This is a genomic window from Pseudoalteromonas sp. T1lg122 (assembly GCF_002964825.1).
GTDB classification, from domain to species: domain Bacteria; phylum Pseudomonadota; class Gammaproteobacteria; order Enterobacterales; family Alteromonadaceae; genus Pseudoalteromonas; species Pseudoalteromonas gelatinilytica.
In genome coordinates this window covers 160917-177581 of sequence record NZ_PQCG01000034.1, presented here as the reverse complement: position 1 = coordinate 177581, position 16665 = coordinate 160917, and the positions used below count along the sequence as shown (strand labels likewise).

Sequence of the window (16665 nt, the reverse complement as noted above, 5' to 3'; positions counted from 1 at the left end):
TGTATTTATATACAGTGTCGGGTTTGGCTATGAAAACACAATTACCAGCAAAATATTATTTAAGTCACTTCTTTGAGCTTGCTGAATTTATACAATCTCATTGCAAGCATCTGCTTTTAGAAGAGCAGCAGTTATTTCTTGAAAAACTCCTTCAGCTGGATGAGCAGAGCTTATGTACTTTACTGCGTATTTATTCTCGAAAGCCAAAAATCGTTGCGTTGTCATCATTAAATTATGAAGAGATCCCTAATCTGCACGGTGCTATTTTTAAGCTAAAACAGCAAGGGCTGGTGGCACATCCCAGCAGCGACGAATTAGATCTATTACTTGAGCATTTAACAAAACCAACCCTGTTAACCTTATTGGCAAACGATGAGTTAATGGCGACTCAACCTGATTACAAAAAGTCAGCCAGTAAACAGCGCTTAACCCAACTGTGTAAAGAACATATTGATCGCACCCACAGTGAATTAGAGGCGTTGTTTAGTCAGTTCGTGGTCAATAGCCGAAGTCAGTTTTATGAATATTTTGAGTTTTTACATAGCGGCCGACTAAGTGGCGGTGATATCAATCATCAAAATCGTTTTGTGATGCGTGATTTAGGAATTGCAAAAGTACGTGGGGATGTTAATGAGAGCATATCGCGTTTTCAAACACTAGCCGAAGCACAAACGCATTATCAATTAAATAAGCTGCGAATGCAGTTCAAAGAAAGCGAGTCACACACAGAGTATCAGAACTTAGCCCAAGCACTTTTAGCCATTAGCTCAGAAGATGAATTAGCCCAGAGTATCAAAAACAAATTACTGATCCGCTTATATAAGCAGCTTAAAGAGCATGACTTAGCATTTGCATTTGAGTTACTTGAGCACTGTGAAGGCAGCAGTGAAGCGCAAGAGCTGGCAATTCGCCAGCGTTACAAACAAGGTGATAAAAGCTGGGTAGAACAAAAGCTTGAGCAAGTTATTCAAGACCCACTTGATGATGGCATTTTGTATTTTGCGGAGGACTTTTTACAGCGTAAATATAACAAGCAACAACGCTCACGCTTAACACAAATGCTCATTAATACAGAGCATCAATTGGAGGTTGATGACATTTACCGAGGCGATGTTGAGCAAGGAGTGTGCGAGCACTATCAACAGCTTGGCAATACAGTATTTTTTACTGAAAATAATCTTTGGTTGAGTCTTTTTACCTTAACGTTTTGGCAAGAACTCTTTATAGAGACGCCGCATCCGCCGTGTAATGAATTTGATCTATATCCAAAGGTGTTGCTTGCTGATTGTTTTTACACAGTGCAACAAACACAAATTGAACAAAAGCTTGCAAAATTCACTAGCAATGAAGCCTTGTATAAATATATCTGCAAAAACGCAGGGCAGTTTTACGAAGCCCCCAATAGCGTGTTTATGTGGCACAGCGATATGTTAGAGCCGCTAGAGGTATTAATAAAACACAGCCCGCTGACAAATTTAAAAGCGCATTTACTACAAATGACAAAAACCTTTAAGCAGCTTAAAGATGGCTACCCAGATTTGATGGTGCTTAAAGAGGATAAGCTCACCTTTGAAGAAGTGAAAGCCCCTGGCGACAAACTAAGACGTAACCAACTTGTCAGTATTGAGGTGTTAAAACAACATGGCTTTGCAGTGAATATCGTTGCGGTAAATTGGTTTAATGATCCGAATCGAATTTACAGTGTGGTGGATATAGAAACCACAGGTGGTGTTCAAGGTAATAATAAAATTACCGAAATAGCGGTTGTGCAGTTACAAGCGGGCGAAGTAATCAACCAATGGGCGAGTTTAATCAATCCTGAGCGTAGTATTCCTGCTTTTATCACCAAGTTAACTGGGATAAATGCCGCTATGGTACGTGATGCGCCACGCTTTGAAGAGATTGCCGATACACTACGCTCACTATTAAAAGGCAGTGTATTTGTTGCCCATAATGTGAATTTTGATTACGGCTTTATTCGCAAAGAATACGCTGCAATCGGGCAAGGCTTTAAAATGCCAAAGCTCTGTACCGTAGTTGAATCTCGCAAAGTATTTCCAAAGCTTAAGTCATATTCGCTCGGTAACTTAGCAGCACATTTTGAATTGAATTTAACAAATCATCATAGAGCGTTAGCTGATGCAACTGCCACAGCAGAGCTGTTAAATCTGATTCAACAAACACAATCAAAAAAGGCGAGTTAAACTCGCCTTTTAAACTTAATCTGTCCCATGCTAAATAAGGTTATTCGTATTCGATAGGGTCGGTAACGTTATTTAATGCAAAGGCTTCTAAGCGCTCTTGGCAAGCACCACATTTGCCACAGGCTTTGTCACGACCGTTATAACAGGTCCACGTTTGGCTATAATCAAGACCCATTTTTAGACCGTCTGTTAAAATGTCGATTTTAGTATTGTTTAAATACGGGCTGAAAATCTCAACAGCATCGTAGTTGGCAATACGGCAAACATCATCCATCTTTTGTACGAACTCAGGACGACAGTCTGGATAAATTGCATGATCGCCTGAATGGGCACCGTAATAAACTTTGCTGGCTTTTAAAGACACCGCATAACCCACAGCCAGTGATAGTAAAATCATGTTGCGGTTAGGCACAATTGTGCTCTTCATGCTTTCTTCTTCGTAGTGACCTTCTGGCACATCAATATCATCAGTCAGTGATGAACCACCAATGAGTTGGTTGATTGCTGAAATATCAACAATCTTATGAGAAACACCTAACTTTTCACATACTTGAGCGGCTACTTTAAGCTCTTTAACATGACGCTGGCCGTAGTCGAAAGACAGGGCATACACTTCGTGGCCTTGTTGCAGGGCTTTATTTAATACGGTAAATGAGTCCATACCGCCGGAATAAATCACAACTACTTTTTGCGTCATATCTGTTTTGCTCTTACTTTTGATAGAGGTTTACTTCAGGGCGCGATATACTACACGGCTCGGGCCTAAATAACAATTTTTGCGCGTGTTTTTGGTTTTTTTGATGGTATGTATTTTATACCGTTGCGTCGTAAGTGAGATGTCTTTTGTACAAAATTAACGAAGTGTTTGAAACAATTCAAGGTGAAGCGAGTTTTACGGGTACACCTTCAATCTTTTTACGTTTACAAGGCTGCCCTGTGGGTTGTGCTTGGTGTGATACAAAACAAACATGGGACGTTGATAATGTATATAAAGTGTCACTTGATGAGACGGTAGAGAAAAAAGCAGACTCAGATCATTGGGCGGAAGCAACTGCGGAGCAAGTGTTAGCGCTATTTAAAGAACGTGTCTACAACGCAAAGCATGTGGTGATCACCGGTGGTGAACCTTGCATGTACGACCTAAATCCAGTGTGCGAGCTACTACACGCAAATGGCTACTCAACTCAAATTGAAACCAGCGGCACATTTGAAATTTTAGTCCCAGAGCAGACATGGGTCACTGTATCACCAAAAATTAATATGCGTGGTGGCTACAACGTTTTACGCAGTGCTATGCAGCGTGCTGATGAAATTAAGCACCCAGTTGCAATGCAAAAGCATGTGGAAGAGCTCGAAGATTTATTCTTAAAAACAGGTGTGAATCCACGTTTAGTGTATCTGCAGCCAATTAGTCAAAAGACCTCAGCAACCAAACTTGCCATTGAAACCTGTATTGCAAAGAACTGGCGTTTATCGGTTCAAGTACATAAATATTTAGGAATTAGCTAGTTTATCTGGCTAGTTCTTAGTATCAATTTTTTACTTTTAACACTCTGATTGCTCGAGCGATGAAAGTGCCCGATAAGATGCCGTAAAAAGCGGCAAGTGATAACACGAGAGCGGCATTCGCAAAAAGCTCTGGCTTAATACTTGTTAAAACACCCACCGTATATTTGGTAAAGAAGATAGCCATGATGAATATCATTGGCCACCAACTGCCAGGTACTTTGAAAGACGCGCTTTGGGCTTGATAACTTGCTGATGAAGCAGAAAACAGCAATAAACCAATGATCGTACTGCTCAAAACGCCAGCTAGCCAGAGCAACATAATCGTTAAGCTATAACCAAAGCTTGAAGTCGCACCAAAAAATGATAAAGCAAGCATACCCAGCGGCAGTATCAATAATGTAGGCTGCTTTACATGGCGCTCGCGAGTTTGTTGCCAACCAACAAAAATAAGGCCAACAAACAGACCATAAACCCAAAGTGGTGTGTGAGTTAAAATTTCAATAATCATCTTACATCCTTGTTTTTATTATTTTTAGGAAGTTATTTAGTCGTGTCGTTTAAAGCGCAGCGCGTGTTCCTATTTTATCTGCTATTTATAAAAGTTTGTCAATTGAGTCATAGCCTTTAAAACAAAAAAGCGTTGCACTATGGCAACGCTTTTTTACTATGTTCTCGTAACTCGTAACTCGTAACTCGTAACTCGTAACTCGTAACTCGTAACTCGTAACTCGTAACTCGTAACTCGTAACTCGTAACTCGTAACTATCAATTCTGCGCTAAATAGTCCAACACCACCTGATGATGGTCTTTGGTTTTGAACTTATCAAACACATGTTTGATTTTACCGTCTTGGCCTACAAGGAAGCTAATACGATGAATTCCTTCGTATTCTTTGCCCATAAACTTCTTATAGCCCCAAATACCAAAGGCATCAGCAATCGCGTGATCTTCGTCGGCTAATAAATCAAAGTTAAGCTCTTTTTTAGTTTCAAAATTCTTTAAACGCTTGATTGGATCTGGGCTGATACCCACAACACGCGTATTTAATTTAGCAAGCTCAGCTTTTTCATCACGTAAGTTCTCTGCTTGCACAGTACAACCTGGTGTTGACGCTTTAGGGTAGAAATAAACCAGTACTTGCTGTTCTTTTAAAAGATCAGCGAGTACGATAGTTTCGTCATTTTGATTTTGTAAGCTAAAAGCAGGGGCTGTATCGCCTGCTTGTAATGGATTAATTGTTTTCATGCTTTGCTCCTTAGCGAATGCGTCTGAAAATATAATCTACGTTCAAACTACGAGAAAGATCTTCAAAGCTCACTTTAAAGTTATCGATATCGACTTCAACAGGAATATTAAACTCGAGTTCACAGCGCATTTTAAGCTCGTCATCTTCATCGTAGGTGTCTGACTTAAGAGAACAAATACTAATGTGGTTATCAGCAAAAAAGCGCGTAACTTTACTTAATGTTCCAGGTGTATCAATACCTGTGTATTCGAGGGTGTAACCGGCACAAAATTCACATGCAACATGACTTGCAGTGCGTTTCATCATGGTTAAAAGACCAAGTTCCATACCTTTAGTTGGCAATGTGTGTTCAATGCGGCTAATAGCCGACATGTCACCTGCTAATAGCATGATAAAGGTAAATTCGTTGCCCAAAATAGCAATGCGACTGTCAATTATATTGCAATGGCAATCACTCACTAACTGAGTCAATTCGCTAACGATACCGGGTCTATCTTCGCCAATCGCAGTGAGCACTATCTGATGATTTGTAAAAGCAGTCATGGAATTTTAAATACCTAGTAATTAACAATACCAATGGATATAAGCTTGAATAAGCTTTGATTTCACGTGAGTTTAATAACGCACGGCGGCGAAGTTTAACATAATTTGCACCGTTAACGATAGCGGCGATTAATTAAGCCGTGAATAAAGTACGCTCTTTCTTGTTTTTAGGGGCATCAGAAAGTACCATAGTTAAAATTTTGCAAGGCGATAAGCATTCAAACACGTTACGCTAGCCCAATCTATTCGGGTTTTTTGCATAAAAACAATAAATGTAAAGTTAAAAGTGATTTTACAGTGAACCAAATCGGCATTACCCACTCATACATTTGTTAAAAAAATTAAGGGTTTGCTAAGGAGAAATATCTGTGCAGTATTGGATCTCAAAGGCGCTTGCTGTAAGCGTAATGGTAAGTTTAACTGGGTGCGGTGTATTCACCGATGAAGCGCACCACAAACGTAATTATCGTGCTAATGATGCGGTGAAAGCACCAGCAGGGTTAGCGCAACCAGCTCAAGATCCAACTTATAAAATGGATGTTGCGCAATACGACAACAATCCTGAAGCTAAAAACTATCGTCCGCCAGCGCAAGTGATTACTATTGCTCAAGGTACTTGGGTTGAAGAAGGTGACACAGAAGCGCGTGTTTATTTTGATAAAAACGATGGTATAGAAGATTTAGATGTCTTTATCTGGGACTCTATCAAAGCCGTTTTAGCTGAAAAAAATACCGCCGCTTTAAAAGAAGACAAAGCTTCAAATTCAATTGAAACAGGTTGGTATGCCATTATTAAACCTGAAGAAGGTTGGTTCTGGGAAACCGAAACAGAAGTATCTCAACAGCGCTTCATCTTCACAATTGAAGAAAAGTCACATCAACGTACAGCCTCATTAACGTCTAAGCTTGCCGATTATAAGAGCGATTCTGTACCGCTAACGCCGTTACTTCAACAACAACTAGAAGTACGCGCATTAAATCAAGTGATTGCAGAGTTTGATTACCGTTATCGTCAGCTTGAAGTTGAAATGCGCAAACAACAAGGCATTATTTCTTTAGAAATGGGCTTTGATAACAAAGGTAATGCAGCACTGGTTACTGAGCAAGATTACAACATGGTGTTTGATCGTTTCTCTGGTTTCTTAGAGCGTCTATCTTTCACTATTGTAGAAATTGACCAAGAACGTGGTTTGATCACGGCTGATTACAAAAAGCCAGAGTCAAGCGTATGGGATTCAATTTGGGGCGAAGAGTTAGCTGAGCTGCCAATTGAAGATGGCCAATACCAAATTCTTGTTAGCCGCACCAATGATGGCGGTACAAGTTTAACGTGGATGGACTCTGAAGGTTCGACATTAGAGCCTGGTACAATGAATGACCTCCAGCAAGCATTAGAAAATGCACTGCGTCAGCGCGGTATCAATATTTAATAATTAAAAAAGTTAAAACCACCACAAAAAGAGCTTAGCCGCTCTTTTTGTGGTTTTTACAGGTTGAAAATATGTCTAACTTAAACACAGCAAATCGCAGTGACTTGCGAACCTTGTTTACCTTTTTCGTTCCTTCACTTATAGGTGTCTTCTTGTTTATGACGCCGGTACCCATAGGTGAAGCAATGACCATTCCGATTGCTGTTATGGCAAAAGCAGTACAGGAGTGGATTGCTCCATTCGCATTGGGTTTGATCACCAGTATTGTCTGTATCACCGGTATTTTATCTTTAGTGATAAAGCTATTTAAGCCACAACCATTACTTAAGTTCTTTATAATTAAGCATTTATTTGATGTTAGTTGGCTTTGGCTGAGTGTTCGATTACTGGGCATGGTATTTATCGTTTTGACCTACACAAAGCAAGGGCCAGAAATGATTATTTCCGGTAATACGGGGGCGTTGGTACTCAACGACTTACTGCCAGTATTATTCTCTGTATTTATTTTAGCGGGATTACTATTACCGTTATTACTAAATTTCGGCTTGTTAGAATTAGTCGGTACCTTATTAACTAAAGTGATGCGTCCGCTTTTTGGTGTGCCAGGCCGCAGTGCGGTTAACTGTGTGGCATCATGGTTAGGCGATGGCAGTGTGGGTATTTTGATGACCGCTCGCCAGTATGAAGATAAACATTATACGCAACGAGAAGCGGCTATTATTGGTACCACATTCTCTGCTGTATCAATCACTTTTTGTTTAGTTGTTATAGGCCAAGTAAAGCTTGAGCACCTTTTCGCACCTTTCTATTTAACTGTGTGTTTAGCGGGTTTAGCAGCCGCATTAATTGTGCCTCGTTTACCTCCACTGCGCTTCAAAAAAGACCTCTATGTAGATGGTACAGAGCCTGATAAAGATGCTGAGTCAGTGCCTGAGGGTAAAACATTGGTTGCCCATTCACTTGATGTTGCATTGGCAAAAGCGCGCACTGCACCTGGAGTAGGCGGCACACTAAAAGAAGGCTTACATAACGCATTTGATATGGTATTTGCAGTATTACCTGTGGTTATGGCTGTGGGCACATTTGCTTTGATCATTGCTGAATATACGCCAATTTTTGAGTACATGGGCAAGCCATTTGTACCATTCTTAGAGTTACTACAAGTACCAGAAGCTGAGGCTGCTGCGCAAACAATTATGGTCGGCTTTGCTGATATGTTTATTCCGTCAATTCTTGCAGCGGGTAGCATTGAAAGTGATGTGACGCGCTTTATTATTGCTGCAATGAGTGTGACTCAATTGATTTATATGTCAGAAGTAGGTGCATTGCTTTTAGGTAGCAAAATTCCGGTGAATATTGTTGAGTTGTTTTTAATCTTTATTTTAAGAACCTTAGTGACATTACCGGTGATTGTCTTAATGGCACATTGGTTAGTGTAAGATAAATTTTAACTTACAACGAAAAAGCCCTGATCATTCATCAGGGCTTTTTTTATCTTTTTCATCATCTGTTTTTGGTAGTTTGAAATCCATTTTCGCCGCATGTTTTAGCAGCAATAAATTGCCAATAACCACCCCAAATACAACGACAATGACCGCAATAATTTGCCATGTTTCCATTTTTAAATCCTGCAGTTATACATGGCTTTCATAGTAGCACTTAAAACCGTCTAGCATAAGACAAAGAAATGAAATCAAGGCCGGGGTTAGGGCTTTTAAAGCCTGCATTGGAGTAATGTAAATATCTTAGCGCTAACGTAGAGCCACTCCCTAAGTCAGCAACTAAACCCAACCTATCTTCAAACTGATAGTGAGTACTGACATTTTTGCCGGCAAAATGGGTGTCATCTAACAGGGAAACGCCAATGCCAAACTCCACATACACAGGCATGTTTTTCACGTTAAATACAGGGTATTGGATCACTGGAGACATGGCTAACACTACATTGGTTTGATGTTTGTTATGTTTACCATATTCCCAAATATTAAAGCTTGATTCGAAGTAAAGACGGGCGTGTTGCAAGGGCAACATTTCATTGGGTATATGATATTGATAAGCCAATTTTAAACCTTTTACATCACCTTCTCCTTGAATGTAATCAATGGCATAACCATGATTTGAAGCGGCATAAATGGGTGCTGCTAAGAGTGCTGCTGCACTTAACATAAGTGCTTTTAATGGGCGTTTTAGTTTCATCTCGGTACTTCTCATTATGACTGTGAGCAAGTAGATAAGGGCGAGGGGGAGGGCTTTTCAATGTGCGTAAATACACAGACGCTGTGTACATCCTCATATTTTTTAGCAATTAACTGAAAACTATGGGGAAAATTGATTGGTGCTTAATTGGCATTAAAACGGTGTCGGATTGTTTCTTTTTTTATGGATTTATTATCGGTATATTAGCGAAAATTTTCGTTAAGAGGTGAATACGATGACCAAACTAGTTAACTCATTTTTGCTAATTGCAGCTCTTTTTACTGCATCTACTTTTGCCAGCGAAGACAGTTCGCCAAAGCAATTATTAGAGTCAGTCACAGCAGATTTATTTGTTGATATTGCAAATGTGAATGCGAAAGGTGATGCAAGTTCAGAAGCGATGGCAAGCATTGTTGAAAAACGCTTATTGCCACACATGGACATTAAGTTTGTATCGTATAAGCTTTTAGGTAAGCACATTAAGGGCTTACGTCGTGAGCAAGCTGTTGATTTTATTGCTGCGGTTGAGCATTACTTAACAGTCACTTACGCTGGCGCGCTGATGAAATACACAGGCCAAAAAGTTATTTTTGATCAATCACAACTCATCGACGACGGTTATGCAACCGTTAAAACGCAAATTGTTGATGACAATGCGCCAGCCATTGATTTGCACTTTAAATTACGTCAAGGCAAAGATAAGCAGTGGAAAGTATACGATATCGTTGCTGAAGGCATCTCACTGTTAAGCGCGAAGCAAAAAGAAGTTTTACAGCGCATCAGCCAAGTTGGCATTGATGAAGTAACACACGAATTAGCAAGTAAGTAAGTTAGCCCAAATGCTCGATTAACTTCACCTCATCGGGCATTTTAGCTACTTTCAGTCTCCAACCAAGCAGTGAGTACCGTCCATGTGCCGCTGCTTTTCTATTTTCTTTAAAAATCACCTACTTTGCGCTAGCACCTGTAACCCTCTGTGGTAGAATCATGCTACTTTTCTTGTTTACCAAAGTATCTGTTCAGATACTGTGTTATTGGTCGCAATATTAAGCAAACTGTCAGTTAAATTTTGCTATAACTAATTGCTTAATAAGACATCGAATAATGTGCAGCGGAGTTGTGTTTTTTTAATGGAAAATGTACTGATTTGGCCAAAGGAATACCCGTTACTGATCAAAGGATTAGCTGAGCAAAACGGGGCCTATATTTTAGATGCTTTAGAAGCTTGGCCGGCATGTCGTTCTACTAATGAAGATGACGGTGTGTGTACGACGGTTCTTCCGCCGATTTATTATCTTACTTGGTTGACTCCTCTTGAACCGTTTGAAGAGTGCTATTTCCAACATATTTCTGAGTTTGATGAAGCGGCGTTGCATTATATTAATGCTATGAAAGCGCACTTTTTAGAAAATGACTACACACCAGAAAGTCTTGTTTTAATGTTGTGCCAGCGCTTAGAGAAATACGCCAGCGCATTCGCTCAATCAGCCGTTAAAACACCTATTACACTCATCCATCAGTTATTTAATCGTCGCTATTTTACTGTGATTGAACATGTTCTAAACCACGGTGCAAAAATGTCTGCGGACGATGTTTTAGAGCTGTGGACCGAGGTTGATTTTAGAGATCGTTTTAGTGGTTTTATCCCTGACTCTGTGGCTGATCTTGAACCACTAACAGTGCTAGCGGCCGAAAAAGTTGCCCATGGTGAAGATTACTTTACCTTGTTGAAACTGGTGTCTCCGGATGTTGATTCGGCCTCGTTACTTGAACAAGCTTTACTTGCTCATTTAAGTCATGAAAATGCTAAACAAACCATGGCAAAACGTTTTATTGAGCAAGGTGCAACCGGTGCATTAGCTGACGAAAACGGTAAAACAGCCTTTATGTGGGCGACCGAAAAAGGCTATGTGAATGTTGTTGAGACTATACTTGAGCATCAAGATAAAAAAGCCCGAGACAACAAAGGGAATACAGCATTACATTACGCTGTATTAGCCGAGAATGGACCTTTACTCGTGTTGCTTTTAAAAGCGGGTTATGACTTTAGAGTGCGTAACAACGACGGTTTAAGTTGCTACCGATTAGCAGTAAGCATTAAAGCAGATAACTTAGTGAAGTGCCTTGAGCATGACTTCGGCATTAAAGAGCTTTCGCCAAGAAGGGCAGTTTGATCGCGTTAAAAAAGTGCACTTACTACACGCGATTGTAACCTTGTTATTACCTGTGCAGTTGTTCTTCTTTTTTGATGACAGTATTGCCATTAAAAGCGAATTAACGCTGAGCTTTACGCTGATTTCGATCTTATGCTTTTTCTTTGCTACAAGCCTGAAACGCTGTGCACTTTACCCGCATATCCGTCATCCATGGGGGCTGTTTATATTAAGACTGTTCTCATTATTTAGCTTAATTGGCCAAGTGGGTCTAGCAAGTATTGTCGCGCTAGCCACCTTAGCTGAGTTGGTGTGATGACATAAAAGCTATATAAAGTGACATAAAAAAACGGCAACCTAGGTTGCCGTTTTTTGTTTCATTTTTGCAAAACAAACGTGTTTATTTGTTGTGCTCATGTGCCGCTTTTTCTTCAGCCAGCTCTTCTTTTAATTTACGTATCTTAAGGCCAAGTTCTTGTCCACGATGGCGTGCATAATAGGTGCAGCCAATAAACATCAGACTGGCAAAAGTTAACTCAAGTAATACCCAAATCAGCTGCTCTTGTGCGACCCATAGCAATGTAAAACCATGGATGAAATAGAACATCACGATAAAGTTCGCCCACGCATAGGTATAAGGTTTATCTTGAATGATGCCCTTAAGTGGTAACAGCAGAGGCAGTATATATACAACAAAGATAAAGGCGTTACTGTGGCCTTCTCTTGGGGCAATTAAAAACAGCCAAATTGGCATTAAAACTAATAAGCCGATATAGCCAATCAGCGCAAAACGTTGGAATCGTTTTGTAATTGGTTTTTTTGCAACAGGCTTATTTAGCTCAGGTTCCAAGCTCATTTTAATTTACTCGCAATTAGTGCCAAGCGTTTTCCAACGCTTTGGCAAATTTTAATTTCGTCTTTACTTAATACATTGCTGTTATTGCTACCTGCCACATGAGTTGCACCGTATGGCGTACCGCCGGTTTCAGTTGCAAGTAATTCAGGCACCTCATAAGGCACACCTAGCAACATCATGCCGTGATGTAACAGTGGTAATGATAGATTCAACAAGGTGGCTTCGTTACCACCATGCATACTGCTTGATGACGAAAAAACACAAGCTGGTTTATCTATCAGCTGACCTTTAAGCCACAGATCACTGGTGGTTTCCCAGAAGCTTTTTGCTTGTGAGGCCATCATGCCAAATCGCGTAGGGGTGCCAAAGGCCAAGCCATCACAATTAATAAGATCATCTTTGCTGATCACAATATCGTGTGGCTGTCGCTTTACAAATGTGCGCAGCAAGGCTGTAGCACCTTGTTGCTCAATCGACTCGGCTATCTCATGCGCCATAGCTTCTACAGAGCCATGGCTTGAGTGATATAGCACAACAATGTTTATAGCCATTAAAGTACGCTTAATACGTTTTCTGGCGGACGACCAAGGGCTGCTTTACCATTGTGCTCAACAATAGGGCGCTCGATGAGTTTAGGGTTTGCAACCATCGCTGCAATTAACTTGTCTTCGTTTTGTTCGTTCTTAAGTTCAAGTTCTTTGTAGATGTCTTCTTTCGTGCGCATTAATTCACGGGCAGAGGTAAAGCCAAGTTGGTTAATTAAAGTCGCAATTTGCTGTTCACTAAGCGGAGTTTTTAGGTATTCAACAACACTTGGTTGTACGTTATTGCTTTCTAATAGCGCAAGTGTTTCACGCGATTTTGAACAACGCGGATTATGATAAATAGTCACAGACATGGTGTGTTCTCACATTTAATAATTTGGCTTATTTTAGGGCAAGCGCTGCGAGACTTAAAGTCTCGCAAGCTCTTTTTGTAATTGACGGTATTGCGTGAGTAGAGCTTTTAAACGTTGTTGTTTTACTAATTCTTCTGGCTCAACAAAGTTGAGTGCTTTTTGAATTTCATCCGCTGCTTTTAAATAAGCGCCATATTGGGCAAGCACATCAGCATGGGCTTCGTGATAAGAAGCCATGTTTTCTTGCTTTTTATAGACATCAGCAATGAGCTCTTTTGCAAGATTGTTTTCAGGTTTCGCTAATAAGTAAGATTTTAAAATACGCTCAGCAAGGTCAAATTGTTTTGCTTCCATCGCGGCATTTGCATAGTTTAAGGCAATCACCTGATTGTTTGGTCTATCGATATCTAGTTTAGCTAAAAACTCTACCGCTTCATTCGCTTTGCCTTGTGCAATCAATAAGTCGGTGTGGGTATCGATATAAAATAAGTTCTTTGGATCTTGCTCAAGTAATGGATTCAAAATGCTGGCTGCTTCATCAAGCTTTTTCTGATCTAATAAACTAATCCCTAAACCGTACTTGAGTGCCGTATCATTATGTACGGTGTTTTCACGCATTAATTTACGAAACAGATCTTCAGCTGCTTTGGCTTTTTGATGATAACGGGCAATAACACGGCTCTTAGCTAAGTTAAATTCTAAGCTATCAGCATAGTGTTTTTTTGGGTATTGCTCGGCACGCAAGCGCACACAGAAACCCGGCTTTCAGGTAATGGGTGAGTCAGCAAGAATGCCGGCGGCTTATATTTATAACGGATTTGTGCAGCAAGTTTAGTTAAAAACTCACTCGATTGGCGAGGATCAAATCCGGCATTATTTAAGGTCTGCATACCAATGCGGTCTGCCTCTTGCTCTGCTGCACGGCTGTGAGTTAATTGACTAAATGCCGCTTGGGTTTGGTTTGCAGAGATAATTGCAATACCGGCATCAGGTGCCACAACGGTAGCTAAAATACCTGCAATCATACCTGCGATGGTTAACGCACTGTTATCTTGCTGTTGTTGAATACGACGGGCTAAATGGCGCTGCGTTACGTGAGCTATCTCATGTCCAAGTACTGAAGCAAATTGGCTTTCGTTATCCGCTTGAGCGATAAGACCCGTATGCACACCTACATGGCCACCGTAAAAGGCAAAGGCGTTAATCTCAGGATTGTTTAGCCAAAAAAAGGAGAATGGAAAACGTACATCGTTGGCATTCGCCACTAAACGTCTACCTAGGGTAGTCAGGTATTCATCAAGAACAGGGTCATTCACAACCGGTGATGAGCCACGAATTTGCATCATCATCACTTCACCAATTGCTTGTTCTTTTTCAATCGGCAAAGCTTGTAAAGCTGAGGTCCCTAAATCGGGCAGCTTAAAGTTAGTTTGTGCCTTCAACGGCTCACTATGCAGTATCGAAAATGTGAGTAATGCACTACATAGTGTAATAAAGGCTGATTTTAGTCGCATCTTATTCCTTGTTGATTTGCTCACCTAACATGACTTTTGCTATGTCTATTTCGTCGCTGCATGCTCGGCTGTCTTTTTCGCACAATTGATAGAAATCTTTTATTGTGACTCCATCTAGCTTAACAACGTTCAACTCTCGTTGTAAAAAAGTTATGATTTTATGCACTACTTTATGGGCATGAAGGATTAATGCTTTGTCAGCTTTATCGCCTCTTTCAAAGTAAAAAGCGATGAATTTATGAAGCTGGTTAAAGCGAATTAGGTTTTTCATGGTGTGTGGATCCCACACCTTAAATTCCATAAAGCGATTGTCTTTAATGTACTGATCTACTGTAACATCTTTTGCATAAGGATAGGCCCATAATTCGAAGCCTCGGTCGGTAAAACTTTGATGTAATGCGATACGTGGTTTTTTCTCACAGACAATTTCGCCCATGTCGGTTTCATAGCCGTCTAATAAATCGAGGTTCCAGTTGCGTGGATCAATTAATCGTTTCACCGCATTATCAAAGCCGTGATCCAAAATCCCTTCAGATTCGCTAACAGAAGATGCCACCATATGATAAAAAGGCGGCAGCTCGCCCCAATTTATTTGTTTTTTATACCAGTTAATCTCTTTAAGAGTTGGATTCGCAGGTAATTGCGCTTTATTATGCGAGGCAGGCATCTCGTTTCCTTTACTACCAGTTATTGATTAAGGATAAACTATTGTTTTGCGTGTTTTAAGAAAAAAATGAGTTGTTTCTCATTATAAAGACTTATTTTTGCAAGATGCTGACATCTTATACTTATTATTCATATTAATAACGCAGTTGATTCGCTATGTTAACGGTTGATTTAAGGGACTATAAGTGTCCTCAACAATTTATTCAGTTTAAATTAGGGTTGAATAAGGCAATATCGGCTCAACAAGCCGTGACTTTTACATTCAATGCTGCAGAGGCAACGGACGATATGCAGCGATTTTTAGAAAAACATCATTACCATTTTAAAATTGACCTAGAATTAGGTGTGCTAACCGTGGAGCCCATTCGTGTTTGAGTATGTAAAAGCCTGGTACGAAAATAAATTTTCAGATCCCCATTCAGTAACTTTGTTGTTACTGCTTATTGCAACCTTTGCATTTTTCTATTTTTTTGGTTCGTTAATCGTACCTGTGTTAGTCGCCTTGGTGATTGCTTATTTACTTGATTGGCCCGTTGCCCATTTAGAAAAGCTAGGTTTAAAACGGTTTACCGCGACGATTATAGTGATGTTGGTATTCAGTGGATTAATGATCACAATTATTGTTGGTATGGGGCCGGTGCTTTGGCAGCAAACCAGTAACCTAGTTCAAGAAACGCCTTATATGATTGAAAAGGGCAAAGCACTGCTATTACACCTTCCAGAAGATTACCCGAGTTTGATCACGGAAGATCAGGTTAAATCAATTGTTGCCAGTGTTGAAACCAAAGCCATTGAATTTGGCCAGTTAGTGCTTTCAGTGTCGTTAACCTCGATAAAAGACGTGGCGGCATGGTTGATTTACCTGATTTTAGTGCCGCTCTTAGTGTTTTTTATGCTTAAAGATAAGTTAGAGCTCACGCAAAGTGCTGAGCGTTTACTGCCTAAACAGCGCCGCTTGATCATTCAAGTTTGGCAAGAAATGAATCAGCAAATCATGAATTATATTCGCGGTAAGGTGTTTGAAATATTAATTGTTGGTACTGCATCTTTTATTGCCTTTGCAGTACTTGATCTTCGCTATGCAGCTTTACTCGGTGTGTTGGTTGGCTTGTCGGTGCTTATTCCATTTGTAGGGGCGGCATTGGTGACCATTCCTGTAGCCGCCGTGGCGTTATTTCAGTTTGGTTTAGAAACACAATTTTGGACCATTTTAATCATCTATGGCGTGATCCAAGCACTTGATGGCAACGTGTTAGTGCCGTTACTGTTCTCTGAAGCGGTCGATTTAAACCCAGTGTTTATTATCGTTGCAGTACTGTTTTTTGGCGGTTTGTGGGGTTTTTGGGGGGTGTTCTTTGCAATACCGCTGGCTTCATTAGTAAAAGCGCTTATAAATGCTTGGTCTTCTAAGAAGGTTGAGCTAATAGAAAGTTAGCTTAGTCTTAAAAAG

The 16665-nt window shown here is 40.3% G+C and carries 17 protein-coding genes and 2 pseudogenes; 8 read left to right on the top strand and 11 right to left on the bottom strand.

Annotated features, from left to right (window positions below; genetic code table 11):
• Nucleotides 1-29 precede the first annotated feature (29 nt).
• Nucleotides 30-2204, top strand: coding sequence for an exonuclease domain-containing protein (locus C2M33_RS18930; RefSeq protein ID WP_105175180.1), 2175 nt, complete (start codon nucleotides 30-32; stop codon nucleotides 2202-2204).
• A gap of 40 nt (nucleotides 2205-2244) precedes the next feature.
• On the opposite strand, the gene queC is transcribed toward C2M33_RS18930, so the two are convergent.
• Nucleotides 2245-2925: a 7-cyano-7-deazaguanine synthase QueC gene (gene queC / locus C2M33_RS18925; protein WP_267894589.1), complete on the bottom strand. Its 681-nt coding sequence runs from the start codon at nucleotides 2923-2925 to the stop codon at nucleotides 2245-2247.
• A 122-nt stretch (nucleotides 2926-3047) separates the two neighbouring features.
• On the opposite strand from queC, the gene queE reads away from it, so the two are divergent.
• Nucleotides 3048-3713, top strand: a complete 666-nt coding sequence (gene queE, locus C2M33_RS18920) for a 7-carboxy-7-deazaguanine synthase QueE (protein ID WP_105175179.1) — start codon at nucleotides 3048-3050, stop codon at nucleotides 3711-3713.
• A 22-nt stretch (nucleotides 3714-3735) separates the two neighbouring features.
• On the opposite strand, the gene C2M33_RS18915 is transcribed toward queE, so the two are convergent.
• The 3 genes from C2M33_RS18915 to C2M33_RS18905 form a co-directional block, all read right to left on the bottom strand.
• Nucleotides 3736-4221, bottom strand: coding sequence for a DUF6622 family protein (locus tag C2M33_RS18915; RefSeq protein ID WP_105175178.1), 486 nt, complete (start codon nucleotides 4219-4221; stop codon nucleotides 3736-3738).
• Nucleotides 4222-4478: 257 nt separating this feature from the next.
• A complete protein-coding gene (gene bcp, locus C2M33_RS18910; RefSeq protein ID WP_055199277.1) occupies nucleotides 4479-4958 on the bottom strand; it encodes a thioredoxin-dependent thiol peroxidase in 480 nt (159 codons plus the stop codon).
• Nucleotides 4959-4968: 10 nt separating this feature from the next.
• Entirely contained in the window at nucleotides 4969-5502 is a 534-nt protein-coding gene (locus tag C2M33_RS18905) for a glycine cleavage system protein R (RefSeq protein WP_063706926.1), read from the bottom strand.
• Between the two features lie 368 nt (nucleotides 5503-5870).
• Here C2M33_RS18905 and bamC point away from each other — a divergent pair, with 368 nt between their 5' ends.
• Both bamC and C2M33_RS18890 read left to right on the top strand, forming a co-directional pair.
• Nucleotides 5871-6932 (top strand): outer membrane protein assembly factor BamC, encoded by a 1062-nt coding sequence (gene bamC, locus C2M33_RS18895; protein ID WP_063706928.1) that lies wholly within the window; start codon nucleotides 5871-5873, stop codon nucleotides 6930-6932.
• 71 nt (nucleotides 6933-7003) lie between these two features.
• On the top strand, nucleotides 7004-8371 hold the full coding sequence (locus C2M33_RS18890; protein WP_105175177.1) for a YjiH family protein: 1368 nt from the start codon (nucleotides 7004-7006) through the stop codon (nucleotides 8369-8371).
• Between the two features lie 33 nt (nucleotides 8372-8404).
• Here the strand turns inward: C2M33_RS18890 and C2M33_RS18885 are convergent, their stop codons facing one another.
• Both C2M33_RS18885 and C2M33_RS18880 read right to left on the bottom strand, forming a co-directional pair.
• Nucleotides 8405-8551 (bottom strand): DUF2897 family protein, encoded by a 147-nt coding sequence (locus tag C2M33_RS18885; RefSeq protein ID WP_105175176.1) that lies wholly within the window; start codon nucleotides 8549-8551, stop codon nucleotides 8405-8407.
• 40 nt (nucleotides 8552-8591) lie between these two features.
• Entirely contained in the window at nucleotides 8592-9128 is a 537-nt protein-coding gene (locus C2M33_RS18880) for an acyloxyacyl hydrolase (protein ID WP_105175175.1), read from the bottom strand.
• Between the two features lie 235 nt (nucleotides 9129-9363).
• Between C2M33_RS18880 and C2M33_RS18875 the strand changes: the two genes are divergently transcribed.
• Together C2M33_RS18875 and C2M33_RS18870 are read left to right on the top strand one after the other, a co-directional pair.
• Entirely contained in the window at nucleotides 9364-9957 is a 594-nt protein-coding gene (locus tag C2M33_RS18875; protein ID WP_063706935.1) for an MlaC/ttg2D family ABC transporter substrate-binding protein, read from the top strand.
• Nucleotides 9958-10258: 301 nt separating this feature from the next.
• Nucleotides 10259-11597: pseudogene (locus C2M33_RS18870) on the top strand (ankyrin repeat domain-containing protein).
• 84 nt (nucleotides 11598-11681) lie between these two features.
• Here the strand turns inward: C2M33_RS18870 and C2M33_RS18865 are convergent.
• The 5 genes and pseudogenes from C2M33_RS18865 to C2M33_RS18845 all read right to left on the bottom strand — a co-directional run bounded on the left by C2M33_RS18865 (nucleotide 11682) and on the right by C2M33_RS18845 (nucleotide 15216).
• Nucleotides 11682-12137 (bottom strand): DUF2069 domain-containing protein, encoded by a 456-nt coding sequence (locus C2M33_RS18865; RefSeq protein ID WP_105175174.1) that lies wholly within the window; start codon nucleotides 12135-12137, stop codon nucleotides 11682-11684.
• Entirely contained in the window at nucleotides 12134-12688 is a 555-nt protein-coding gene (gene wrbA / locus C2M33_RS18860; RefSeq protein ID WP_063706939.1) for an NAD(P)H:quinone oxidoreductase, read from the bottom strand. Before wrbA ends, C2M33_RS18865 begins: the two co-directional genes overlap by 4 nt.
• A complete protein-coding gene (gene arsC, locus C2M33_RS18855; RefSeq protein ID WP_063706941.1) occupies nucleotides 12688-13035 on the bottom strand; it encodes an arsenate reductase (glutaredoxin) in 348 nt (115 codons plus the stop codon). Before arsC ends, wrbA begins: the two co-directional genes overlap by 1 nt.
• Before the next feature lie 54 nt (nucleotides 13036-13089).
• Nucleotides 13090-14549 (bottom strand): annotated as a pseudogene (locus C2M33_RS18850) (M48 family metalloprotease).
• A 1-nt stretch (nucleotide 14550) separates the two neighbouring features.
• Nucleotides 14551-15216, bottom strand: coding sequence for a hypothetical protein (locus C2M33_RS18845; RefSeq protein ID WP_105175173.1), 666 nt, complete (start codon nucleotides 15214-15216; stop codon nucleotides 14551-14553).
• 155 nt (nucleotides 15217-15371) lie between these two features.
• Here C2M33_RS18845 and C2M33_RS18840 point away from each other — a divergent pair, with 155 nt between their 5' ends.
• Nucleotides 15372-15590 carry a hypothetical protein gene (locus C2M33_RS18840; RefSeq protein ID WP_063706947.1) on the top strand — a complete coding sequence of 73 codons (219 nt, stop codon included), beginning with the start codon at nucleotides 15372-15374 and terminating at the stop codon, nucleotides 15588-15590.
• On the top strand, nucleotides 15583-16650 hold the full coding sequence (locus C2M33_RS18835; protein ID WP_105175172.1) for an AI-2E family transporter: 1068 nt from the start codon (nucleotides 15583-15585) through the stop codon (nucleotides 16648-16650). The genes C2M33_RS18840 and C2M33_RS18835 overlap by 8 nt, the downstream gene beginning before the upstream one ends.
• Nucleotides 16651-16665: the final 15 nt, after the last annotated feature.